This window comes from Bacillus sp. (in: firmicutes) (assembly GCA_012842745.1).
Classification (GTDB): Bacteria; Bacillota; Bacilli; order Bacillales; family Bacillaceae_J; genus Schinkia.
This window is the reverse complement of the sequence record DUSF01000035.1, coordinates 490,393-511,717: the sequence shown is the minus strand read 5'-3', so window position 1 is coordinate 511,717 and position 21,325 is coordinate 490,393. Positions and strand designations below refer to the sequence as shown.

General features: G+C 36.6%; 30 protein-coding genes. 7 read left to right on the top strand and 23 right to left on the bottom strand.

Annotated elements, in window-relative coordinates:
• The 14 genes from accB to GX497_07610 all read right to left on the bottom strand — a co-directional run bounded on the left by accB (position 1) and on the right by GX497_07610 (position 9,161).
• Positions 1 to 498, bottom strand: coding sequence for an acetyl-CoA carboxylase biotin carboxyl carrier protein (gene accB, locus GX497_07675; protein ID HHY73090.1), 498 nt, complete (start codon positions 496 to 498; stop codon positions 1 to 3).
• Positions 499 to 735: 237 nt separating this feature from the next.
• Positions 736 to 1,305 carry a SpoIIIAH-like family protein gene (locus GX497_07670; GenBank protein ID HHY73089.1) on the bottom strand — a complete coding sequence of 190 codons (570 nt, stop codon included), beginning with the start codon at positions 1,303 to 1,305 and terminating at the stop codon, positions 736 to 738.
• Positions 1,305 to 1,976 carry a stage III sporulation protein AG gene (gene spoIIIAG / locus GX497_07665; protein HHY73088.1) on the bottom strand — a complete coding sequence of 224 codons (672 nt, stop codon included), beginning with the start codon at positions 1,974 to 1,976 and terminating at the stop codon, positions 1,305 to 1,307. The genes GX497_07670 and spoIIIAG overlap by 1 nt, the downstream gene beginning before the upstream one ends.
• A 3-nt stretch (positions 1,977 to 1,979) precedes the next feature.
• Positions 1,980 to 2,600, bottom strand: coding sequence for a stage III sporulation protein AF (gene spoIIIAF, locus GX497_07660; GenBank protein ID HHY73087.1), 621 nt, complete (start codon positions 2,598 to 2,600; stop codon positions 1,980 to 1,982).
• Positions 2,601 to 2,605: 5 nt separating this feature from the next.
• Positions 2,606 to 3,808 carry a stage III sporulation protein AE gene (spoIIIAE, locus tag GX497_07655; GenBank protein HHY73086.1) on the bottom strand — a complete coding sequence of 401 codons (1,203 nt, stop codon included), beginning with the start codon at positions 3,806 to 3,808 and terminating at the stop codon, positions 2,606 to 2,608.
• Between the two features lie 50 nt (positions 3,809 to 3,858).
• A complete protein-coding gene (gene spoIIIAD, locus GX497_07650; protein HHY73085.1) occupies positions 3,859 to 4,251 on the bottom strand; it encodes a stage III sporulation protein AD in 393 nt (130 codons plus the stop codon).
• Positions 4,252 to 4,262: 11 nt separating this feature from the next.
• Positions 4,263 to 4,466, bottom strand: coding sequence for a stage III sporulation protein AC (gene spoIIIAC, locus GX497_07645; GenBank protein HHY73084.1), 204 nt, complete (start codon positions 4,464 to 4,466; stop codon positions 4,263 to 4,265).
• A gap of 21 nt (positions 4,467 to 4,487) precedes the next feature.
• A complete protein-coding gene (locus tag GX497_07640; protein ID HHY73083.1) occupies positions 4,488 to 5,000 on the bottom strand; it encodes a stage III sporulation protein SpoAB in 513 nt (170 codons plus the stop codon).
• Positions 4,997 to 5,935: a stage III sporulation protein AA gene (gene spoIIIAA / locus GX497_07635; protein HHY73082.1), complete on the bottom strand. Its 939-nt coding sequence runs from the start codon at positions 5,933 to 5,935 to the stop codon at positions 4,997 to 4,999. Before spoIIIAA ends, GX497_07640 begins: the two co-directional genes overlap by 4 nt.
• 97 nt (positions 5,936 to 6,032) lie before the next feature.
• Positions 6,033 to 6,314: a YqhV family protein gene (locus tag GX497_07630; protein ID HHY73081.1), complete on the bottom strand. Its 282-nt coding sequence runs from the start codon at positions 6,312 to 6,314 to the stop codon at positions 6,033 to 6,035.
• Between the two features lie 121 nt (positions 6,315 to 6,435).
• Entirely contained in the window at positions 6,436 to 6,993 is a 558-nt protein-coding gene (gene efp, locus GX497_07625; protein ID HHY73080.1) for an elongation factor P, read from the bottom strand.
• 62 nt (positions 6,994 to 7,055) lie between these two features.
• Positions 7,056 to 8,117 (bottom strand): aminopeptidase P family protein, encoded by a 1,062-nt coding sequence (locus GX497_07620; protein HHY73079.1) that lies wholly within the window; start codon positions 8,115 to 8,117, stop codon positions 7,056 to 7,058.
• A 13-nt stretch (positions 8,118 to 8,130) separates the two neighbouring features.
• Positions 8,131 to 8,577, bottom strand: coding sequence for a type II 3-dehydroquinate dehydratase (aroQ, locus tag GX497_07615; GenBank protein HHY73078.1), 447 nt, complete (start codon positions 8,575 to 8,577; stop codon positions 8,131 to 8,133).
• 71 nt (positions 8,578 to 8,648) lie between these two features.
• Positions 8,649 to 9,161: a hypothetical protein gene (locus GX497_07610; protein ID HHY73077.1), complete on the bottom strand. Its 513-nt coding sequence runs from the start codon at positions 9,159 to 9,161 to the stop codon at positions 8,649 to 8,651.
• Positions 9,162 to 9,347: 186 nt separating this feature from the next.
• Between GX497_07610 and GX497_07605 the strand changes: the two genes are divergently transcribed.
• Positions 9,348 to 10,292 carry a DUF1385 domain-containing protein gene (locus GX497_07605; protein HHY73076.1) on the top strand — a complete coding sequence of 315 codons (945 nt, stop codon included), beginning with the start codon at positions 9,348 to 9,350 and terminating at the stop codon, positions 10,290 to 10,292.
• Positions 10,293 to 10,320: 28 nt separating this feature from the next.
• Positions 10,321 to 10,728, top strand: a complete 408-nt coding sequence (locus GX497_07600) for a hypothetical protein (protein HHY73075.1) — start codon at positions 10,321 to 10,323, stop codon at positions 10,726 to 10,728.
• A gap of 37 nt (positions 10,729 to 10,765) precedes the next feature.
• Here the strand turns inward: GX497_07600 and GX497_07595 are convergent, their stop codons facing one another.
• The 3 genes from GX497_07595 to GX497_07585 all read right to left on the bottom strand — a co-directional run bounded on the left by GX497_07595 (position 10,766) and on the right by GX497_07585 (position 13,043).
• Positions 10,766 to 11,644, bottom strand: a complete 879-nt coding sequence (locus tag GX497_07595) for a patatin-like phospholipase family protein (protein ID HHY73074.1) — start codon at positions 11,642 to 11,644, stop codon at positions 10,766 to 10,768.
• A gap of 192 nt (positions 11,645 to 11,836) precedes the next feature.
• Positions 11,837 to 12,055, bottom strand: coding sequence for a 4-oxalocrotonate tautomerase family protein (locus tag GX497_07590; protein HHY73073.1), 219 nt, complete (start codon positions 12,053 to 12,055; stop codon positions 11,837 to 11,839).
• 100 nt (positions 12,056 to 12,155) lie between these two features.
• Positions 12,156 to 13,043, bottom strand: a complete 888-nt coding sequence (locus GX497_07585; GenBank protein HHY73072.1) for a LysR family transcriptional regulator — start codon at positions 13,041 to 13,043, stop codon at positions 12,156 to 12,158.
• Between the two features lie 170 nt (positions 13,044 to 13,213).
• Between GX497_07585 and GX497_07580 the strand changes: the two genes are divergently transcribed.
• Both GX497_07580 and GX497_07575 read left to right on the top strand, forming a co-directional pair.
• Complete coding sequence (locus GX497_07580) at positions 13,214 to 14,368, top strand: YbfB/YjiJ family MFS transporter (GenBank protein ID HHY73071.1); 1,155 nt, start codon at positions 13,214 to 13,216, stop codon at positions 14,366 to 14,368.
• Between the two features lie 23 nt (positions 14,369 to 14,391).
• A complete protein-coding gene (locus GX497_07575; protein HHY73070.1) occupies positions 14,392 to 14,595 on the top strand; it encodes a 4-oxalocrotonate tautomerase family protein in 204 nt (67 codons plus the stop codon).
• A gap of 186 nt (positions 14,596 to 14,781) precedes the next feature.
• On the opposite strand, the gene GX497_07570 is transcribed toward GX497_07575, so the two are convergent.
• The 6 genes from GX497_07570 to GX497_07545 all read right to left on the bottom strand — a co-directional run bounded on the left by GX497_07570 (position 14,782) and on the right by GX497_07545 (position 18,934).
• Positions 14,782 to 15,216 (bottom strand): hypothetical protein, encoded by a 435-nt coding sequence (locus tag GX497_07570; protein ID HHY73069.1) that lies wholly within the window; start codon positions 15,214 to 15,216, stop codon positions 14,782 to 14,784.
• A gap of 171 nt (positions 15,217 to 15,387) precedes the next feature.
• The gene (locus GX497_07565; protein HHY73068.1) at positions 15,388 to 16,395 is read right to left on the bottom strand and encodes a ketoacyl-ACP synthase III; all 1,008 of its coding nucleotides are present in this window, start codon (positions 16,393 to 16,395) and stop codon (positions 15,388 to 15,390) included.
• A 248-nt stretch (positions 16,396 to 16,643) separates the two neighbouring features.
• Positions 16,644 to 16,907 carry a hypothetical protein gene (locus tag GX497_07560; GenBank protein ID HHY73067.1) on the bottom strand — a complete coding sequence of 88 codons (264 nt, stop codon included), beginning with the start codon at positions 16,905 to 16,907 and terminating at the stop codon, positions 16,644 to 16,646.
• A gap of 253 nt (positions 16,908 to 17,160) precedes the next feature.
• Positions 17,161 to 17,496, bottom strand: coding sequence for a type II toxin-antitoxin system PemK/MazF family toxin (locus tag GX497_07555; protein HHY73066.1), 336 nt, complete (start codon positions 17,494 to 17,496; stop codon positions 17,161 to 17,163).
• Positions 17,489 to 17,686: a DUF2281 domain-containing protein gene (locus GX497_07550; protein HHY73065.1), complete on the bottom strand. Its 198-nt coding sequence runs from the start codon at positions 17,684 to 17,686 to the stop codon at positions 17,489 to 17,491. Before GX497_07550 ends, GX497_07555 begins: the two co-directional genes overlap by 8 nt.
• Before the next feature lie 105 nt (positions 17,687 to 17,791).
• Complete coding sequence (locus GX497_07545; protein ID HHY73064.1) at positions 17,792 to 18,934, bottom strand: SpoIIE family protein phosphatase; 1,143 nt, start codon at positions 18,932 to 18,934, stop codon at positions 17,792 to 17,794.
• Positions 18,935 to 19,123: 189 nt separating this feature from the next.
• Between GX497_07545 and GX497_07540 the strand changes: the two genes are divergently transcribed.
• The 3 genes from GX497_07540 (at position 19,124) to GX497_07530 (ending at position 21,286) form a co-directional block, all read left to right on the top strand.
• Entirely contained in the window at positions 19,124 to 20,497 is a 1,374-nt protein-coding gene (locus GX497_07540) for a chemotaxis protein (GenBank protein HHY73063.1), read from the top strand.
• Between the two features lie 61 nt (positions 20,498 to 20,558).
• Complete coding sequence (locus GX497_07535) at positions 20,559 to 20,876, top strand: hypothetical protein (protein ID HHY73062.1); 318 nt, start codon at positions 20,559 to 20,561, stop codon at positions 20,874 to 20,876.
• 2 nt (positions 20,877 to 20,878) lie between these two features.
• Positions 20,879 to 21,286, top strand: a complete 408-nt coding sequence (locus GX497_07530) for an ATP-binding protein (GenBank protein HHY73061.1) — start codon at positions 20,879 to 20,881, stop codon at positions 21,284 to 21,286.
• Positions 21,287 to 21,325 lie beyond the last annotated feature (39 nt).

Below are 21,325 nucleotides of genomic sequence, written 5' to 3'. Positions count from 1 at the left end.
CTATTCTGCTTTAACAAGAAATAATGGTTGACCATATTCAACAAGCTGGCCGTTGTTAACCAATACTTCAACGATTTCTCCTTTAACCTCTGCTTCAATCTCATTGAATAATTTCATTGCCTCAACAATACAAACGATTGTTTCAGGATTTACTTTATCGCCAACTTTAACATATGCTGGTGAATCTGGTGATGGAGCAGCATAAAATGTTCCTACCATTGGCGAAACGATTTTATGTAAATTTTCATCGTCAATATTTGCACTAGCTTGGCTTTCAACAGCTTTTGGCGCTTCAGCTTTTTGTGCTGCTGGTGCTGCTGGCGCAGGTGGTGCCACTTGGACCTGTGGTGCTTGGACAACTTCTGGCGCTACCGCATAAGTTACACCACTATTTTTTCTTAGTTTAATTTTGCAATCTTTTTCCTCGTAAGTTAACTCGCCGATTGATGAGCCATCAATCAATTTAATAAGTTCTCTAATTTCTTGGATTTTTAACATTGTTACTACACTCCTTTACCCCTGTGAGTTTAAATTTTTTTTAAAAAATTACTTAGAGAAAACGATACACTTTTCCTCATATACACTACTATACGAATCTTTGCTATCAAATTCAACAATATATTGTTAGATTCGTAATATTTTGACAGTGTTTTTGTTTCAACCACAAAATATTATAACCAAAATAAAAAGAAGATAACCTGTTTTCGGTTATCCTCTTGAACAGCTCCCGCTTATTTATTTAATTGGTTGGAATTCCACTGCTACTTTAATTTGTCCTAGTTCATCATGAACTAACCGCATAATTTCATTGGCAGATGTTGAAGATAGCTCTTTTGCCTTAACAATTACGCGCACCTGGTTTTCCTCAGCTTTTACAAGGGCATCCGCATAATTTTCATTAGCAAGAATCATCGTTTCCAAAATAGCTTCCTTCGCCGCAAAGGTTTGTAGGTCTTCCATCTTATCTAAAGCTGCGCTTCTTTTTTCAGCTGTTACACTACTAGAAGCCACGATTGCTTGTAGCTCTTCTTTTGCTTTTGCACGTTGATCGTCTATTTCCATTCGTAAAGCTGTAAACCATTCATCTGAAGAAATTCCTGAAGCTACCTTTCCATCTGTCATTTCTTCAATCGAAACTTCAGTTCCTTCTGTTGATGTCTTCTCATCATTAGCCTTCTCTTCCTCAGACGTCATGGTGGCATGTTGATTTGCTGGCTTCAGCGGTGTCGTAATATAAAATACTGATAAAACTACTACTAAACTAACCATAGTTAATAACCATACTGTTTGCTTTTTCAATAACATTATGAATCCCCCTTAGTTTTTTTCGGTAACACAGAGACGCGATGGCTTGGTACATCTAAAACCCTTGTAACCGCCTCAATAACCATTTGTTTAACTTTTAAATTATCAGCACCTTTTGCAACTACAAGGACACCTCTAATTTCTGGTTTTTTCGTTTTAAGAATAATCGGCCCTTCTTGTTCCCCAGCCCTAACAATGACGACTTGTTCATCACGGGAAAGATCCTCTACTTGGCGTTTCCCCCCTTCACGGTCGACTTCATCTGTTTCTTGACTTTGAACAACTGTATTTTTTTCAAGGACTTTTGTTTCCGTTGCATCGAGATTAATCATGACTGTTACATCTTCAATCCCAACAATTTGTTCAAGCGCTTCTTTCAGTTGATTTTCATATGTAGCTTCGTAGTCCGCGATTTCACTTGAACCTTCCGATTTTTTTTGTCCAAAAACAGCCGCATCTTTCTCAGTTGAATTTGTCGACCCTAAAACAGGTACTGCCGTTTCACTTGAGGGTTGGGATTGTAATAGATTGCTAAGAAGCATAAAGAGAATCCCAATAGCTAAAAGGACTAATAAATATTTCTGATAATTTTTATCTTTCGGATTATGGTCATTTGAATGGTTAAACAAGCCTTTTAACCAACTGCCAAAGTTATTATTTTTTTTATCCATTTGCTACATCTCCCCTCCCTCCATTACTACATGTACTTTTTCCTCATCAAGTTGCCAATTTGCTGCTAAATAAGCTTCGACAGCAGTTAAATCATTCTTTTTCCGATTCACAATCGGTTTGGTTGTATCTATTTTTATATCATGAACAACTGGGATGCTCTCCAGATGGCCATCAGAATTTTCATGAGTAACAATTACATCGACTACTTGAAGATTTTCTTCGGATAAGTGACGATCATTTTCTAAAAATTGAAGATGAACAGCCTTTACTTGCAATCCGTACTCTCGCATTACCTCCACCTCCACCATTGATTTCATCTGGACAGCCATTTCTTCTAAAATATATGCACGTTGTGAGGCTTGTATTTCTTTTTTCTTATTTTCTATTAAATTTTCCACTTCTTTTTTTTCTTCAATCGTTGGCAATTTGAAGTTTGCTAAGATGTCCTCCATATTTGCGTTAAAAATTTTAAAAACTGGATTTAAAATAATGACGATTAATAAAAGCCCTATCACCATCTTCGTATAGCGCTGCAAATTAGAATTTGGCAATAATAAATCAATAATGACCGCAAATAGAACAAATAAAATAATATTCGTGACCCATGTTGTTAAATACTCCATTTTTATCACCTCATCATCATCGAAATATTGCCTGCAGAAACGATAATGGTGATTGCTAAAAAGAACATAATCGAGACAATCGCCAAAGCTGCAAAAACGTAGATGACGCTTTTGCTAATAACATCTAAACATTGAATAATAGCCCCGCCGCCAAGTGGCTGTAGAAGTGCTGCAGCCGCCTTATATATAAATGCAAGGATTAGTACCTTAATAGCTGGAAACACAGCTAGGATTAGAATGATTGCTACACCAACAAGGCCAATTGTGTTTTTGAGTAACACAGAAGCGCCTAAAACCGTGTCGGCTGCATCGGTAAGCGTCCTCCCAAATACGGGAACGACATTGTTTGTCACAAATTTTGCAGTACGGATTGTTAACCCATCGGAAACAGAAGTAGCTGCCCCTTGTACAGAAATAACTCCTAAAAAAATCGTTAAAAACGTCCCCAATAACCAAATGGCGATATTTCTCATCAATCCAGCTAACTGCGTTACTTTATAATGGTCAGTTAAGGTACTAACGATGCTCAGAACTGTCGATAAAAATAATAGTGGCAGCGTAATATTTTTTATAATGAGTCCACTCGTATGGACAAGGAAAATAATGATCGGATGAAAAAATGCAACAGAAGCTAGGCTTCCAATTGAAGCAATTAACCCTAAAAGCAGCGGAATTAAAGCGATCATAAAGCCCATCATATTTTGAATTGCACCATCTGCGTATGTAACAGCAACATGAAAACTATTGAGGGCTAAAATAATTAACACCATAAACACAATCGCATTCGCGGTTTTACTGACTGCATTGTGCTCAAAAGCATTTTGAACCGATTGCAGGATGAGGCTAAAAATCGTCAGCATAATAAGCGTGCCAAGAAGCTTTCCATTAGCAAGCAATTCATAAAGAATAAATTTTACTAAACCATTAAGCCATTCCTGCGCTGAAAACTGCTTGTCCCCTTTTACAAAATCAATAAAAGTTCCTTTTTGGCTTTCAGGTAAAAATCCGCCATATTCATGGACGATGCCGTCCCAAAATCGTTTTACTTCATCGACACCAAGCTTATCAAGCTCACGATCAATAAAGCTTTGCTCTGTTTCTGTTGGAGCCGCTTCAGCAACCATAAAAGGTGAAAATAGAAAAAATAAACATATTGCCCCCACAACCGCAAATAATGCTGCTCGATTTTTAGTTCTATAACCATTTATAAAAGAGAGCAATCTTTTCACCCCAGCTTTCTATGTCCAACTAACAAATTTCAAGAAGGAATTAATGAAATAATCGTTTCAATCAGTACGGTTAAAATCGGGATTGCCATAATAAGGATTAAAATTTTTCCAGCCATTTCAATTTTCGAGGCAAGCGCACCTTGTCCAGCATCTTTTGTAATTTGTGAGCCGAATTCGGCGATATAGGCAATGCCAATGATTTTTAAAATCGTTTCTACATACATCATATTGACATTCGTTGTAACGGCGATTCTTTCAAGCATCCGAATAATTTCATAAATTTGATCAACTAAAAAAAGAAAAATAATAATGCTTACAAAGATGACTAACATAGAAGCAAAGGCCGGTTTTTGTTCTTTAATAATTAATGCCAAAAATGTGGCAATTAGTGCGACGCCAACAATTTGTAATATTTCAATGATAGCCCCCTCCCCTATTGAAAAAGAAAGACACCTTTAATCTTTGTAAACAAATCTTGGAGCTTCGTGATGACTAAAAATAAAATATAAATAAAAGCAATTAATGTAACCCAATGGGCAAAATCTTCTTTCCCCATTTGTTTAAAAATAGTATGTAAAAAGGCCGTGATGATTCCTATTCCTGCTACATGAAAAATGATACTTGGATTAAACTCCATCAATTTCTCCCCCTAAAGCTACTACAGCAATAAAATGACAATTAATAATCCTGTTAAAAACCCAAGGTTTTTCACCATTTTTTCGTATCGTCCTTGTTTCTCGCACGCATCATTTTCTTCACGTTCTAGGTGTGCAAGCGCTAAGCGAATATGCTTTTGCTGATGCTCACGGTCATGCTGGCCCAATGTTTCACCGAATTGCCGTAATACTTCATACTCACCTTGTCCAAAAGCAGTCTGCTTCCAGATGCCATCTAGACTTTCTTTCCAAGCTTCACTAACAACCGTCTCCCCTTTCGAAAGGCGCATTGCAAAGCTTTCAAAAAATCGGGCTAACGGCTTTTCAAACTGTTTTGCCAAATGGAAGCAAGCTTCACTTAATGATGTATGGCCATACATAATCTCTGCTTCAAGCGACTGCATAGCAACCTTCAACTGTCTTAATTGCCTTGGTCGTTCCCTTAGTTTTTTGGCTGCTTCAAATCCAAACCATGTTGTAGCAACAATAATGATAAAAGCACCAATTAGCTTCACCTATGCCTCACGCTCGCTTCTTTCGTAAAAATAACCTCCCCATTTTTATCAAGAATTGAGGTAACCGTGCCAGGCCCAAAAGCTCTTGTTAGACCGACAAATCGTTCAAACACTTGTAGTTCCATAAGAGACTTAAGCGATGGTCTTCGATAAAGATCCTCTATATCAAATCCATGTACTGTCACAATAAGCCTCACACCTGCATTAACTGCTTCTAAAATCGCCTCTGTATCTTCCTCTCTACCGATTTCATCAACAACAAGAACATCTGGGCTCATCGAGCGAATTAACATCATCATTCCTTCTGCCTTTGGACAGGCATCTAAAACATCAAGACGCGGTCCAAAATGATGCTGGGGAACTCCCTTCACACAGCCAGCAATTTCAGAACGTTCATCAACAATCCCTACTTTGAACGAAGGGATATTGCGCTCGTAATTTCCAGAACTTATCGCTCTAGCAATATCTCTTAATAATGTCGTCTTCCCTGTTTGCGGGGAACCAAAAATAATCGTATTCAGCCATCTGTCATTGTATAAGTAAGGAATAAAGTAGTTGCATATACCAATTTTTTCTTTAGCCACTCGAATATTAAAGGATGTAACCTCCTTGATTGCCTTTACTTGCCCCTTTTCGGTGATGACTTTTCCTGCTAAGCCAACGCGGTGCCCACCTCGAATCGTAATAAAGCCTCTTTTTAGTTCTTCTTCTAACGTGTAAATTGAATAATCACTAAGTTTATTTAATAGGTTTAAGCCATCATGTTTTGTAACAATGTAGCCATTTGGATAAAATGGCTCGCCATCAATAACGAGCTCAAGCGGACGGTCAATCCTAATACGAATTTCCTCAATTTTCTCTTGAACAGATTGGGAATACTGGCAAATTCTTTCTACAATTGTTTTTGGCAGTACATCAAATATTTCTTTATACACCAGTTGCTCCTCCCTGCTACTTTCGAGATTTTATTTTTTTAAGCTATTACTGACAATTTATGCATGTCCGCTTCTTTTATGACAATTTCACAGCCATCTATTTGTATATTCCATATAAGATGAAGGCGACGCCTAAGCCAATAAACAAGAGCTTCGATAATGATAATTCATCAGCTAAATGTATGAGCCCGATGCTCATCGTCGTAATTAATACAGTCGGTCCAACAATGGCTAAAAAAGCATTAACCGCTAAAGCCTTTCGAACATCATTTAAAAACAGCATCGTAATCGCTGCCGATAATTCTATTAACGCTGATAAAATTCGTAACCCAGCCATTGACATGACAGTGGAGTCAATGAGTAGTAGCCAACGTCTCAATTTGTTTCCCCCTATCCCCGATCCAGTTAAAACCTATCACTAAAATATGTATGACAAGCATTTCTTTTTAGAATAAAAAACAAAAAGGTCTGACCCCACAATTGTGGGAGTCAGACCTCTATTATGCTCTTGATACATATTTTCCATCTTCTGTATTAATGATTAACATGTCACCTTCGTTCACGAATAGCGGAACTTGAGTTACTAAGCCTGTTTCTAATGTTGCTGACTTCGTTACGTTAGAAGCCGTATCACCTTTAATGCCTGGTTCAGTTTCGACTACCTTTAATTCAACCGTATTTGGAAGCTCTACACCAAGTGTTTCACCTTGGAATGACATAATATGAACTTCCATGTTCTCTTTTAAAAATTTAAGCTCATGCTCGATTTGCGCAGAGTTTAACTCGATTTGTTCATATGATTCATTATCCATGAACGTGTGAACATCACCGCTCGCATATAAGTACTGCATTCTACGGTTTTCAATGCGAGCCTTTGCTACTTTTTCACCAGCACGGAAAGTTTTTTCTTGAACCGCACCTGTACGAAGATTCCTTAATTTGGAACGAACAAAAGCTGCTCCTTTTCCAGGCTTGACATGTTGGAATTCCATCACTTGCCAAATGCCCCCGTCCACTTCAATTGTTAAACCAGTTCTAAAATCGTTTACAGATACCATGTAAAAATCCTCCTAATTATGAATGTCGTAAGTATAGTAATGAAATTAATTAAAATACATATTTATAATTGTAATAGTTCCTTTGGAGAATGTGTTAAAGCTACATTCCCAGCTTTCATAATGACGATATCATCTTCGATGCGGACACCGCCAATACCTTGAAGATAAATCCCCGGCTCAACTGTGACAACCATCCCTGCTTCAAGTATTGTGTTAGACTTCACTGAAAGAGCCGGTCCTTCATGGATATCTAACCCGATGCCATGACCAGTTGAATGGCCAAAATAATCCCCAAAACCCTTTTCGGTAATATAATCTCTTGTTAAAGCATCTGCTTGTTTTCCCGTCATGCCAGCCTTGATTCCATTCATTCCGCGGCGCTGAGCTTCCAAGACAATTTCATAAATATTTTTTAATTCTTCGCTTATTTCTCCAACAGCGACAGTTCTTGTAATATCAGAACAATATCCTTTATAATAGGCACCAAAATCAAGCGTTACAAGCTCACCAGTCTGAATCACTTTATCGGAAGCAACACCATGAGGCAAGGCAGAGCGATAACCAGATGCGACAATAATATCAAATGACGAAGACGCGGCACCTTGTTTTCTCATAAAAAATTCAAGTTCATTTGAGATACTAAGCTCTGTTACACCAGGTTTAATAAAGTTAAGAATATGTTCAAATGCTTGATCAGCAATCGCCGCTGCTTCTTTTAAGGTTTGCAGTTCTTCATTAGACTTTATTAAGCGTAGCTTTTCAACCATCCCAGAAGTGGGGACCATTTCGGCTGATACGGCTTTTTCATAAAGTTTATATGTACCATACGTCATTTCATCTTGCTCAAAACCAAGCTTTTGAATACCTAGTTCCTTAACAAGGCGAGCCACCTCTTCATGAATTGGATCTTTATGCTGAACAATCTCAAAGCCAATTACTTGTTTTTTTGCTTGTTCAACATAGCGAAAATCAGTAATGAACACGGCTTTTGTTAACGTAATTAAAGCAACACCTGAAGTGCCGGTAAAGCCCGTCATATATGTGCGGTTTTTACTATTCGTTATTAAAAGCCCATCAATACTAGCTTCATTAAATTTTTCGCGAACCTGCGTAAGACGATCCATTTTGACCATCCCTTCAATCTTTTCTACTATGTAGCTTTTCCTTAAAAGCAATCACAGCTAACTTATAGCCTGTTATACCTAAACCAACAATCTGTCCTTCACAAACAGGTGCAATGACAGAAGTATGTCTAAACTCTTCACGCTTATGTACATTTGAAATATGAACTTCAATGACTGGAACATCGATGCTGGCAATCGCATCACGAATAGCATAGCTATAATGCGTAAATGCACCTGGATTAAAAACAATGCCTGCAAATTTATTTCTTGCATCATGAATGGCATCAATGATGCAGCCTTCATGATTAGATTGAAAGCAAGACATTTCAAAGCCATGCCGAGAAGCAAACTGGCTAATCTGTTCCTCAATATCTTTTAAAGTTGTTCGCCCATATATTTCTGGCTCCCGCAACCCAAGAAGATTAAGGTTAGGGCCATTGATGAGGAGTAACTTAGACATGGTAAAACCCCTTTACCTAGATTTTGCAACCATTTCATTTTACCACAGCCGCTCCTCATTTGAATAGAAGATTATACCTGTTTCATTTGTTCAGCATCATAAGAAATTGAATACCCAACAAAAACACCATAAAGAATATATAAACAAATCGTTGTAATAATCGTATTTATACGAAATTCGCGCACAGATTCCAATTTAGGGAAAATTGGATTTAATAAATAAAAAACAATGAGCCATAAAACGACTCCAAATAAAATGCTTGGCCAAATTTTTTGTGTGTTTTTCAAAAAAACATTATAAACAAGGGCGACTCCAATTGAAAGTAGCCCAATAACAATAATTCCAATCCAATGGCCTGTCGTTTCATATTTCCAATCACCAATAGCCCAAGGCTGGAGGATTAATGAGGGCCCCATTTCGGTAAAATTAAAGTAATATGCCAAATAACCAATAAGACTCCAAAAAACGCCACCAATAAAACCAATAATGACGACTTTAGAAAGATGTGATAGCGGTTCATCCTCTTTATTCTGTTCAAGTGCTGGATTGTTTTTTGCCGCGTGATGATCTTGATTTTCTGCCATAATAAAACACCTCCATTATTCATTATGTCCGAAATAATGCTAATCATGACGAACGTTTGAACGTGTTATTTTTTCCCAAGATGGACATACTATTTATTGTATTCATATAGAGGTTTCATCATTTTTCCTGTAGAATATATATAAAGAGGAAATTATTTAGAAACTTTTAGGTTGGTGAAACATAGAATGTCAAACAGAAAGCAAATTTACGGTGGGCAAGCTGTTATTGAAGGTGTCATGTTTGGTGGAAAACACTCATCTGTTACAGCCATTCGCAGGAAGGATCAATCCATTGAATATTTCCATGTTGAAAAAGAAGGCAGACCAGTCCTTGCCAAGTTGAAAAAAATACCTTTTGTACGCGGTATTGTTGCGATTATTGAAGCAAGTGCAAATGGCTCCAAGCATTTAAACTTCTCCAGTGAACGCTATGATGTTAGTCCAGAAGATGATGAAAAGGTACAAACTGAAAAGAAGGAATCCAAGCTAACAATGTTATTTGGAGTAGCTGTCGTCGGTGTTATTTCATTTTTATTCGGAAAATTTATATTTACGCTAACACCAGCCTTCCTTGCCGAATTATTAAGGCCAATCTTTCCAGGCCACATTATGCAAAATTTAATCGAAGGATTTATTAAATTTCTGTTGCTTATCTCATATATATATTTTGTTTCTTTAACGCCATTAATAAAGCGTGTTTTTCAATACCATGGTGCAGAGCATAAAGTGATTAATGCTTATGAAAATGGGAAAGCACTAACAGTAGACAATGTGCAGGCTGCCTCAAGGCTTCATTACCGTTGTGGCTCAAGCTTCATGTTATTTACAGTCATTGTTGGCGTATTCGTCTATATGCTTGTTCCTACAGAACCTTTGTGGGTGAGAGTCGTGAATAGATTAGCACTTCTCCCAATTGTCTTAGGTTTATCATTTGAGGTTTTGCAGTTTACTAATAAACTACGGGAGGTTCCAGTGCTCAAGGTTTTCGGTTATCCCGGCCTGTGGCTTCAATTACTGACGACAAAAGAACCTACAAAGGACCAAATTGAGGTTTCAATAGCTTCTTTTAAAAGAATGCTTGAATATGATAAAGAAATAGCAGATTCCAAAGTAACTCAAAATATCGTTTGATTAATAAATCTATAGGGAGGTGGGCCTCTTGTTTAGGCGACCAACTATTCATCCTCTTATCGTTGGAATCATTGGGTTAGCAGGAATTGGGTTATTGTATCGTTTAATTGCAAATCCTCTAGGATTACTTAGAGATGTTTTGATCGCTGCTGTTGTTTTGGGAATTATTTTCGCAATATACAAAATTGTAATGAAAAAGCGTATAGGCGGTTATAGTGGTGTGGATGCAAAGTATCGTAAAGCTGTACAGCAGTCCAAAAAAAAGTTATATAACGAAACGTCTAACCATTTAACAACAAAAGTAAGAGGGTCATCACAGAAACGCCCAAGTAATAAGAAACCATTGCGAACAATGGCTACAACAAGACAAAAAGAACATAATTTTACCGTTATTGAAGGTAATAAAGGCAAAAAAAAGAATCGAGCACATTTTTAGGCTTGATTCTTTTTTTGTTGATGGAACAGCATAATTTTTATCCTCGCCATTTTTCGATAAATTCTTCCGCTTTTTGCCTTCCTACTTCTGCCAGCTCCTTTTTCATCTTGCTGGATAATGTAAATTCCGTGTTTTTTACAGATTCGATTGGGATAAAGATGATTTGGCTGGCAACCTTCTTTGATATATACCGTGCATCATGAGCAGTAAGCATTGTTTCAATTAGAGCTGGCAACATATCAAAGGCATTTTTGATGTTGTTAGGTGGGGTATTTTCAAGCTTGGGGCTCAGCTTAAACCCGACGATGGGCCGGTCATCGTTTGTTTCAAATAACCAGATGGGGAAATTGCTTAAAACTGCTCCGTCAACAATAACCGATTTGATTCCGAGACGATCATAGATTTTCATCGGTTCAAAAAAATACGGTATTCCCGCGCTCATTCTTACCGCTTTTGCTATCGGGAAGGCATGTTGATTTAATCCATACTCGCTTAAATCATCGGGCAAAGTAATCATACGGCCTTTTGTTAAATCAGAGGCAATGATTTTTAACGATCCTTCTTCAATATCTGCAAATGTCTCGATTCCTCTGTCTTTTAATAATTGCGCCATCCACGCTTCGAGGGCATCCCCTTTATATACACCCATTCGAAAGTAAAAGTGGGCCCATTTTAACAAAGGAATCGGGATTCTAGTATTCGGTCGGTCCAAAAACTTTTTAAAATTTACCTCCGTTAATATTTCTTTAATCTCGTTCGCTTTATAGCCTGCTTTAATAAGTGCAGCTATGATGGCTCCCGCACTAGTCCCTGCTACTTTTTTAAAAATAAAACCTTCACGCTCCATCACTTCAATTGCTCCAACAAAAGCAATCGCTTTCATACCGCCACCAGAAAAGACGCCATCAATCTCCATTTTTACGTCCTCCTTAGGGTGAGATTTCGATTTACATTGCGATTTTGATTTGCTTAGATTTTATTTGCTTTGTATCATTAAATCGTAAGCAGCTGGGACTGGATTTAGAACAGAATTTAGTAAACGGATTTTGATGTATCAATAAAAGCGACTGCTCTTATTGAACAATCACTCCTAGTTAAAAAACTTTTATCATTCTGTTCCTTGTTTTCCAAATCCATCGCCAAATTTTATTGAATGTAGCTGCCCATCTGTAGCCCAATTTTCTCGTTCGTATTCATCAAACACTACGGTTATCCATTCCTTTTTTACGTTTAAAGTTTTTACTGCTTCTTGAGTAATCGCTTCAACAAATTGCTGTTTTTGTTCAATTGTCCTACCTTTAGCCAATTTAATTGTTATAAAAGGCATTTCACCCACCACCAATATTTTCAATTATGTATTTTTAAACCTTTATATAGAAAACTTCTATTAATGTGCACTAGCAAACATTTGGATGTCTCTCTTCTACTTAAAATCTTTTATTTAACCAGCTTGTTTTGTCACTTAACATATCCATAAATTTCATTAAAGAAGTGGGCATATATTTATCTTTGCGGTATATGAATATTGTTTTAACTTTTCCGTATGGACTTGGGATTGGATGCATTCTCAGACTTCCTTCTTGTACATGTTTTTCAATAACACTACGAGGAAGGAGACTTATGCCAAGTCCTGCAGATACACAACCCACGATTGCTTCAAGTGTACCAAACTCCATAATTTTATGTGGGACGAGTCCCTCGTGATGTAACCATTGTTCGAATCTCGCTCGATATGAACAGCCAGCACGGAATACAAGTAGAGTACGAGTCTGCATATCTTTAATTGAGGATAAAGAAGAGTGAATCGTATCTGTAATGAGTACTAATTCTTCTTCTATTACCGTCGTTTGGATAAGTTCTGGGTGTTCAACAGGACCAGCTACAAATGCTCCATCAAGTTCATATTGCAGTACCCCTTGGATATTTTGTTCAGTAGGGCCAGTTTTAAGAGTGAGATCAACTTCTGGATACTTGTGATGGTACTTTGAAAGTAGGGCCGGTAAGCGGACGGCAGCTGTCGTTTCCATGGAACCAATGATTATAGGGCCTTTTGGTGTTTCTTCATCACTCATCACTTTTTGGGTCTCATCTAAAAGACGAAATATTTTTTCTGTATAAGACAGTAACATTTTTCCCTTTGCTGTTAATGTAGTTCCACGATTATGACGATAAAACAAAGTTGTTTCAAGACTTGTTTCCAGTTGTTGAATCTTTGTCGTGATATTTGATTGTGCATAATTAAGTTCTCTAGCTGCTTGCGAAATACTCCCCAACTCAGCTACAATTTGAAAAATTTTCAAAGCTTGCAAATCCATCGTAATCCCCCATATACCTTTCAGCCATCTCGAAAACTGATAGCCGATATCAATTTTATGTATTATACCATATAACAAAAATCCAGTATGATTGTAATATAGAAAAATTCGGAGGTGAATATTAGATTAAGCATTCCTATTTGTTTTTAGTTGGGGGCATACTATCTTTAATGGTTGCGATGGGAATTGGAAGATTCGCTTATACACCAATACTCCCACTTATGCAAAATGACCTCTCTTTTTCCGACGCTCTTGCTGGTTATCTTGCTACAAGCAATTACGGAGGATATTTACTTGGGGCCCTTTTAGCGGGAGTTCTGCCTTTAAGAAAGCACAAAACAATGTATTTAAGGATAAGTCTAGTTGTTAGCATTGTAACAACCTTCAGTATGGGACTATCACATTCTTATTTTCTTATGCTAGTATTCCGTTTTATTTCAGGTATTGCAAGTGCTTTTATATTTGTTTTAGCTTCAAGTATTGTATTGGATAAACTTGCCGCCGTAGGGAAGACAAATTGGTCAGGGATATTTTATTCGGGAGTAGGACTAGGAATCTTTTTAACTGGTCTATTCGTTCCAAGCCTAAACCATCTCTTTCATTGGGAGGGAGCATGGGTGGGACTCGCAATTGTCAGCGGGGCTCTAACTGTTTTCGTATGGATGTGGCTTAAAGATTCTCACAACATTGCTACAAAGAAGCATAAACAAGAAGTGTTTTCACAAGCACAACTACCACCTGCCAAATGGCTTCCATGGTTAGTTGCAGCCTACGGCATAGAGGGATTAGGTTATATTGTTACAGGCACTTTTATCGTTTCAATTGCTGAAAAAACCTCCACCGTTGGTAGTGTCCCTACCTTTGTATGGATGATTGTTGGGTTGGCGGCAGTTCCATCCTGTATCCTTTGGTCATCGCTCGCAAAAAAACGAGGATTTGTTACATCTTTAGTTTTGGCAATGACCCTACAATCTATTGGAATTGCAATGCCAGTTTTCTTAGCATCCCAAACGTTTTTTATAATAAGCGCAATATTATTTGGAGCGACGTTTATGGGGATTACAACTCTTGCTACAACGTTAGCAAGACAAATGAATCCAGCTAATAGCAGCAAGATTATCAGCTATATGACGGCCATTTATGCTGTCGGACAAATGGTTGGACCAACAATTGCTGGGGTTTTAGCATCTATTACGCAAAATTTTAACGCTGCTTTAATAGGTGCCGCGTGTGCCGTATTCATCGGTTCATGCCTGCTTATCAATGGAATTCGTTTTGAGAAGTTACCAATCACGAAAAATACGATTATAAATTATAACAAATAATAAAATAAAAAGGGGAAATCATTATGCCATATGTAAATATTAAAATTACAAATGAAAATGTTACACCAGAAAAAAAAGCATTGCTTATTAAAGGGGCAACGCAATTGCTAGTCGATGTGTTAGGGAAAAATCCTAATACAACTGTTGTAGTTATTGATGAAGTTGATACTGATAATTGGGGAATAGGCGGAGAAACAATAACAGTTCGTAGAAAAAATGGACAGTAAAAAAAAACAAGCTGAGTTCAAGCTACAAAATTAAAAAGGAATACTAAAAAGAAAAAAGCGGGAAATCAAAATGATGATTTCCCCTAGTTAATGTTTCTTAAACTTTTTAACAAGGCGGAAGCAACCCCATTTCCAGCTATTTTTTTACCATTGAATTCACCATTGTAATAAAAGAGGTTCAACAATTCACTCATACCTCTGCCACTCAATTGATTCTGCTTGAAACATTTTATCGCGAAATTCATAAACAATAACGATTTCACCACTAAAGCCTGCGGGTGAAACTTGAGCAGGGATTTTAGCAATAAGTTCCTTGTCTTTTACTTCATAAGCAATAATACCGCCAAAACCGATATCCTCAAATAAGTTCGTAGGTTGTATATTTAAATCATGATGTAGGCCTCGAAGAACCATGTATAACCCAATTAGAGACAAAATAAATCCAATGTAAAAAGGCCAAGGATTATCCTCTATACTTTTATCAAAAGTCCCATAAGTAAAAATACAAAATACAATTGAAATAGCAGGAAGAAGTCCAAAATCTGGTCCGAATGCAAAAGCAATACCACCCATAAAAAGCGCTATAATTCCAAGTAGATTTTGTCTTTTTAATTTACTCAACTATCTTTTTTCATACTCTGAAAGATCTTCATTATTTTCACGATAAAGCCATTCTTTTAACTCGTTCGGATAAAACTTTTTGCTGACTTTTTTAAAGACTTCCATTTTTCTCGTCCTTTTCCAATAAACTAGCCCAGAAATTACATAATCCATGATTCTATTAGATAGCTATCACAACGGGGTAGGATTATTTACTTGTTCATCAAAATTTAATTCTAAAAGTTGTCCAGCATGAACCAAACCCGATCCAAAACCGTACATAAGAACTCGATCGCCATTTTTTACTTTTCCCTCACGGATTCCAAGATCAAGAGCTAAAGGAATTGTTGCAGCGGAAGTATTTCCAAAGTTCACCAAGCTATAAAGAGTTTTTTTCATAGGGAATTCCAATTTTTCGCAAATAGGCTCTATTAACCGTAAGTTAGCACTATGGGGTATAAACCAATCAATTTTATCAAGACCCGTTTGTGTTTGTTCTAAAATCTTTCTTATACCATCTGGAACATTCCTTGCGACCCACCGAAATACTTCTCTACCATTTTGCACAAGATATTGAGTATCGATTAACTCAATTCCATTGACCTTTTTTGATAGTCCTGAACAATATACATGTTGTGCTCCACTTCCATCACTTCCTACATGGAATCCAAGAAAACTTTTTGCTTGTTCGTCCCTCTCTACCAATACCGCACCTGCACCATCCCCAAATAAAATGCATGTGTTTCTATCAGTATAATTTGTGATTTTTGATATTGTATCCGCCCCAATCACAAGTATCTTCTTGTGCAGTCCAGATGCAATATAGCTGTGGGCTGTATGTAAAGCATAAACAAACCCCGCACACGCTGCACTTAAATCTATTGCACCCGTTTGTGATATATTTAATCGGTTTTGGATGATGCTTGAAACAGATGGAAATTGAAAATCAGGTGTACTCGTTGCCACAATAATCATATCTACATCTTCAACTTTTTTATTATATCTTTGCATTAAATCATTTACAGCTGAAACACACAAATCACTAGTAAACTCATCAAGACGAGTTATTCTACGTTCATGAATTCCTGTCCTTTGTACAATCCACTCATGGTTTGTTTCGACCATTTGCTCTAATTCGAAATTTGTAAGGACTTTTTCTGGTACATATGTTCCAATGGCTGTTATTCTTGACCCTATCATATATTCCACCTCAAATTTTATTAGAAGTTAGTGTTAAAACCTAGTACTAATTATAACATACTTAGTTTTAAATAAATAGTTAATTTTCCTTTTTTTGTATGACTAAAAAATAGGGCTATCCAATAAGTCTATTTCCGCATTGGATGCCCTTTTCACGATTAAGAATACTGATGTATATATACGTTCTTGATTTTTACTATCAATTAATTTGTAATTTTCAGACAACATTGATTTTGAAAATCAACATATTAATCACCAAATGCAAATATCAGTTCTGTTTCGCATACTAATTGTCCATTAACAGTAGCAAGACCTTTCCCTTTCCCGATATGACCTTTTAATCTGGTAATTTCAACTTCAAGACAGAGTTGGTCTCCTGGTTTTACTTGTTGTTTAAAGCGGCAATTATCTATTCCTGCCAAAAGCCCTAATCGTCCATGATTTCCTTCCTTACTTAACATTACAACTGCACTTACTTGAGCTAATGCCTCTACAATTAGGACACCTAGTATAACTGGAAAACTAGGGAAGTGTCCATTAAAATTCTATCACTTTGTATTAATGGTTGGTACTATAAATTATACTTCATTTCCCTAAATTTGTTCATTTACATTATAAGAAAAGCGGAGAAATTCACCGCAGATTTTGTTTTGTATTTTTTATTGCAATGAACATTTGAATGATGTTATTCATTATGTGATGCTGTTAAAATCGTTATAATTCACAAAGAAACGTCGCTGTCCAACGGTTTGGATTACGACGTTTTTATTTTATTAGTTCGTTTAGTTTTGTCCTAACGCCTTCTAAAACCTCAGAGTTTACTTGTCCAAATTTTTTTCTGATAATATCTTTTGAAAGTGTATAAACTTTATCTGCCCTAATCGCCGATGTAACTTTAAGTTCACCCTCGTTTAAATCTTTTGGTTCAATTACTACGGAATAATCTAGATCCTTTAATTGTGAAGTAATAGCAGCAACAACTAAATCCTCAGTCACTTGGTTATAATTATCATTCGAAATAACTAGCGCAGGTCGTTGCTTTCTATTTGTTAAATCACTGTATGGAACAGCAACTAAAACAATATCACCCTGTTTATACATTATTCCAAACCTCGTCATCAATATCGTTATCCCAAAAATCAAGGCTACTTTCACTAGCTTTTGTTAAGTCCTTATATAAGTTTTTTTCCTTTTTAGCTTTTAAAAATTCCGCAAAGTCTAAAATTTTATCTACTTCTTGTTCAGGTATTTCTTCAATTATTTTAAGTAAGCGTTCTTTTGCAGTATTCATTTTGACACTCACCTCATCCGTGAATAGTTTATTTAATTATATCACCTACCGCGTCATGAAACTACCTATGGCGTGAACAAAATTAGAGGGCGCTTGGAACTTTTGTCAATTTAATGTAATTGAAACGATACAAATATCATCCGAAACCGTGCACTCCCTTATCCGACTAGTTAGAAATTCCTCCAGCATGAAAGATTCATCTTCATTTTCCATAGCAGTAAAATCCGTTATTAACCTTTGTAAACGACTGATTGTCGTACAATTCGGGGTTTCTATTAGCCCATCGGTGTATAGGAGTAACTTCGCTGGTGCTTGATAATGAATGGTTTTCGCTTCAATTCGAGGGGCATGAATTAATCCGATGGGAACCATTGTTGATTCGAGCATTCTTACGATGCCGTCTTGAAGCATCAGTCCTGGTTGGTGCCCTGCATTCACATAGGAGAATGACTTCTTCTGTGTGTCAATTAATAGAATCATTGCTGTGAAATAGGTTGTCACATAATGAAATTGGTCATTGCGTCCTTCAAATAACGCAAGCATATGTTCATTAAGTGCCTTGGAGATTTTTTCTGGATTCTTTACCCTTTTTAATAAGCCTGGTAATAAAGAGCGCATTGCCATACTAACCAATGACGCATGGACACCGTGCCCGCTAACATCCATTAAAATAAATCCATATTCATGAGGAGAAATTTTAACCCAAAAGTATAAGTCCCCTGATAATTGTTCCGATGGTTTATAAATAGCGTTAAATTTAATATCCTGATTAGAGAAATCTTTTGGAAGAACAAGCTGTTGCAGTTTTTTTGCAAGCTCTAGTTCATTGGTAATATGATTGATAGCGCTCTTTAATTGTATCTCTTTGTCAATTCTGTTTCTCATTTCATCCTGATGTTTAAGCAGCAGGCGAATTCGCAAAAATAGCTCGGATTCGGTCGGATCCGTAACAACATCCATCAAGATCCCCGAATCAAAGGAATGATGTCCAGAAGAATAGCTTTCTTTGCTAACAACGGCAAGTAGAGGAAATTGTTGCTTCAAGCAAAAGTTTTTTATCTGCTCCATTATGGGAGCGTTGTAGTGTCCCTTGTATACAAAAATAGAATCTTGTCTTATTTGAGAAAGTCTAGATTCTGAGGTTAAGGAATTTATAGTAACATGATAAGTACTCTTATACTCTTTTTTGAGAATGGTTGTTAACTGTTTTGCACTGTTTGCATCACAATCTACAATGTATATGTTCATATCTTTACCTGCCATCCAATACAATGTTTTATTTATTTTACCATAAATGATAGGTTATCTAATCTGTTCTCTCTTTTTTTAATAAAAGTTTTATAATATCGTTGTATTCTATGATGAAATATTACAAAATCACCTGTATAATTATCCGTAAATAGGATAAAAGACATACTTATTGTTAGGAGGACGAACATGAGAGATTGTCCATTTAAATCACTATTAAATAATCAATCTGGGGCTTTACGATTTTTCCGTAAAGATGATCAAAAGGACGTGCTAACGCATATAGCGGTTGAACATAGACTGCATGAAAGTAATTATGATTTTCAAGAGTTGCTGAAAAAGGATAAAGGTATACAAATTAAGTTTGTCGGTTTAACAGAAGAAGACATTCAAAATCTCGTTGAAATACGGCCTATAATGGAAAAGAATGCCACCTCAATTGTAGGGGCCTTTTATGAACAGCTACAAAATATGCCTAATTTGATTGAGATTATTGATAAGCATTCAACAATAGAAAAATTAATGAAAACCCTAACTCAATATTTGCTTGACATGGTGTCAGGGAAAATAGACGAACAGTATATTATTCGCCGGAAGGTCATTGGAAATATTCATAATCGAATTGGTTTATTTCCAGAATGGTATATTGGCGCCTATACATTAATCCAAAATGAAATGCTTCGTGTTCTAACGAGAGAACTTGACACATGGGAAGATGCAATGAAATATTATTTGTCATTCCAGCGTTTATGCTCCTTTGATATGCAGATTGGAATCGAAACATATATTGAATCATACACCTCATCTATGATGAGGTTGAACGAAATAGAAGAGCTGCAGACGATGTTGAATGATTCTGCTGCTACTCTAGCAGCAAGTGCAGAAGAAACAACTTCTACTATCGCTGATAAACAAGGATTGGTGGAAGGAATACTCAATGAGGTGGAATGCATCACTAAGTCCTCTAAAGAAATGATAGCAACTGTTGATCACGGTAGAGGGGATGTAACACAGGCCTTAACAAAGGTTGATCATGTTGTTGACTTAATCGAAACAACTAAATCCCTGACTCAGGAATTAAGTGAAAGCTCAACAAAGATTGGTCAAATAGTAAAAACGATTCGCGGTATTTCAAATCAAACAAATATCCTTTCATTGAATGCAGCGATTGAGGCAGCACGTGCTGGCCAGCATGGAAAGGGCTTTTCAATCGTGGCCCAAGAAGTTAGGAAACTTGCACATGAGACAGAGCAGGCACTTGATCATATTCAAGGACAAATTAGTACAGTGCAGGAGACGATTGATAAGTTTGAGAATAGCTATCAGGAAATTGTTGAGGAGACAAGTCTATTCCGAGAAACTAATCGAAATATTATCCAAATATTAGAGTCGTCAGTCGAGAATGTGAAATCAAATGATAGTCGCATATACAGTTTCAGAGGGTCTATTCAGGAGTTTAGAAAAACATTCAAGGAAATATCGGATGCCTCTCTTCGAATAACAGAGATGGCAGAACAACTAAGCTATTTGAATAATGAGCTGACAAATAAATTCAAGAACTAAATTTTTTAAGTTCTATATCTAAAATAGGCATGGAATTTTTCTGACGGGATGGGGTTTGAGGATGAAACAGGTTCGATTGAAATATGAGAATGTTGAATATGGAAGTTTAGAAGAAATGGCATCAGCACTTCTTAATGAAGTCAATGAACAAATAGTCCGTATGGATTTAGGCGATATACAGAATAGTAGGGAAGAGAGAAACTATGCAAAGTTTCGCCTAATGCACTTGGAGCGGTCATTTCAAGGGGAGATTCATGAACAATATCGCTCCATCTATAATTCGTTATGGAGCCAACTATATCGGTTAGAACATCAATGCAACGATGCAAATCCATTATTAAAAATATTAATAGAACGACTTCGTGCCAGGGATGTATAGCTATGATTATTTATTCTATCAAAAAGTTGAAACGTGATAATATTTCATCTACTATTGAAGAAATCCTTAATAAAATGAAGTATTGTGCAACTTTCCAGCAAGGGGAAGGAGATTACACGTTCTATAATATTAAGTTTGTCTTATGGGAAGTGCTCACGAACTATATTTGTCATGGTTCTGAAAAAGCTTGTGATGACATTACAGTGACCATTGATGAGAATGAATACGAAATCCATATACAGGTGATTTCTATTGGGAGTGAATTTGAATGGGAGAGTTACATGCAGCAAGATTGTCCAGGTGTAACGGCAGAAAGAGGAAGAGGGCTATTTATACTTCAACAAATATGTGAGCAGTTCACGTATGAACAGAACGGCCAGATAGTAAATATAGTCCTTAGGAAGTCGTAAATACTTCGAGTAAAGTTCATGCTATTTTGGATTACGGTT

What these genes read in the sequence shown, in the direction of transcription:
- accB (HHY73090.1), bottom strand. Translation starts at nt 498, where the DNA reads ATGTTAAAAATCCAAGAAATTAGAGAACTTATTAAATTGATTGATGGC.
- GX497_07670 (HHY73089.1), bottom strand. Translation starts at nt 1,305, where the DNA reads ATGTTATTGAAAAAGCAAACAGTATGGTTATTAACTATGGTTAGTTTA.
- spoIIIAG (HHY73088.1), bottom strand. Translation starts at nt 1,976, where the DNA reads ATGGATAAAAAAAATAATAACTTTGGCAGTTGGTTAAAAGGCTTGTTT.
- spoIIIAF (HHY73087.1), bottom strand. Translation starts at nt 2,600, where the DNA reads ATGGAGTATTTAACAACATGGGTCACGAATATTATTTTATTTGTTCTA.
- spoIIIAC (HHY73084.1), bottom strand. Translation starts at nt 4,466, where the DNA reads ATGGAGTTTAATCCAAGTATCATTTTTCATGTAGCAGGAATAGGAATC.
- efp (HHY73080.1), bottom strand. Translation starts at nt 6,993, where the DNA reads ATGGTATCTGTAAACGATTTTAGAACTGGTTTAACAATTGAAGTGGAC.
- GX497_07620 (HHY73079.1), bottom strand. Translation starts at nt 8,117, where the DNA reads ATGGATCGTCTTACGCAGGTTCGCGAAAAATTTAATGAAGCTAGTATT.
- aroQ (HHY73078.1), bottom strand. Translation starts at nt 8,577, where the DNA reads ATGTCTAAGTTACTCCTCATCAATGGCCCTAACCTTAATCTTCTTGGG.
- GX497_07610 (HHY73077.1), bottom strand. Translation starts at nt 9,161, where the DNA reads ATGGCAGAAAATCAAGATCATCACGCGGCAAAAAACAATCCAGCACTT.
- GX497_07605 (HHY73076.1), top strand. Translation starts at nt 9,348, where the DNA reads ATGTCAAACAGAAAGCAAATTTACGGTGGGCAAGCTGTTATTGAAGGT.
- GX497_07595 (HHY73074.1), bottom strand. Translation starts at nt 11,644, where the DNA reads ATGGAGATTGATGGCGTCTTTTCTGGTGGCGGTATGAAAGCGATTGCT.
- GX497_07590 (HHY73073.1), bottom strand. Translation starts at nt 12,055, where the DNA reads ATGCCTTTTATAACAATTAAATTGGCTAAAGGTAGGACAATTGAACAA.
- GX497_07585 (HHY73072.1), bottom strand. Translation starts at nt 13,043, where the DNA reads ATGGATTTGCAAGCTTTGAAAATTTTTCAAATTGTAGCTGAGTTGGGG.
- GX497_07580 (HHY73071.1), top strand. Translation starts at nt 13,214, where the DNA reads ATGGTTGCGATGGGAATTGGAAGATTCGCTTATACACCAATACTCCCA.
- GX497_07575 (HHY73070.1), top strand. Translation starts at nt 14,392, where the DNA reads ATGCCATATGTAAATATTAAAATTACAAATGAAAATGTTACACCAGAA.
- GX497_07565 (HHY73068.1), bottom strand. Translation starts at nt 16,395, where the DNA reads ATGATAGGGTCAAGAATAACAGCCATTGGAACATATGTACCAGAAAAA.
- GX497_07555 (HHY73066.1), bottom strand. Translation starts at nt 17,496, where the DNA reads ATGTATAAACAGGGTGATATTGTTTTAGTTGCTGTTCCATACAGTGAT.
- GX497_07550 (HHY73065.1), bottom strand. Translation starts at nt 17,686, where the DNA reads ATGAATACTGCAAAAGAACGCTTACTTAAAATAATTGAAGAAATACCT.
- GX497_07545 (HHY73064.1), bottom strand. Translation starts at nt 18,934, where the DNA reads ATGAACATATACATTGTAGATTGTGATGCAAACAGTGCAAAACAGTTA.
- GX497_07540 (HHY73063.1), top strand. Translation starts at nt 19,124, where the DNA reads ATGAGAGATTGTCCATTTAAATCACTATTAAATAATCAATCTGGGGCT.
- GX497_07535 (HHY73062.1), top strand. Translation starts at nt 20,559, where the DNA reads ATGAAACAGGTTCGATTGAAATATGAGAATGTTGAATATGGAAGTTTA.
- GX497_07530 (HHY73061.1), top strand. Translation starts at nt 20,879, where the DNA reads ATGATTATTTATTCTATCAAAAAGTTGAAACGTGATAATATTTCATCT.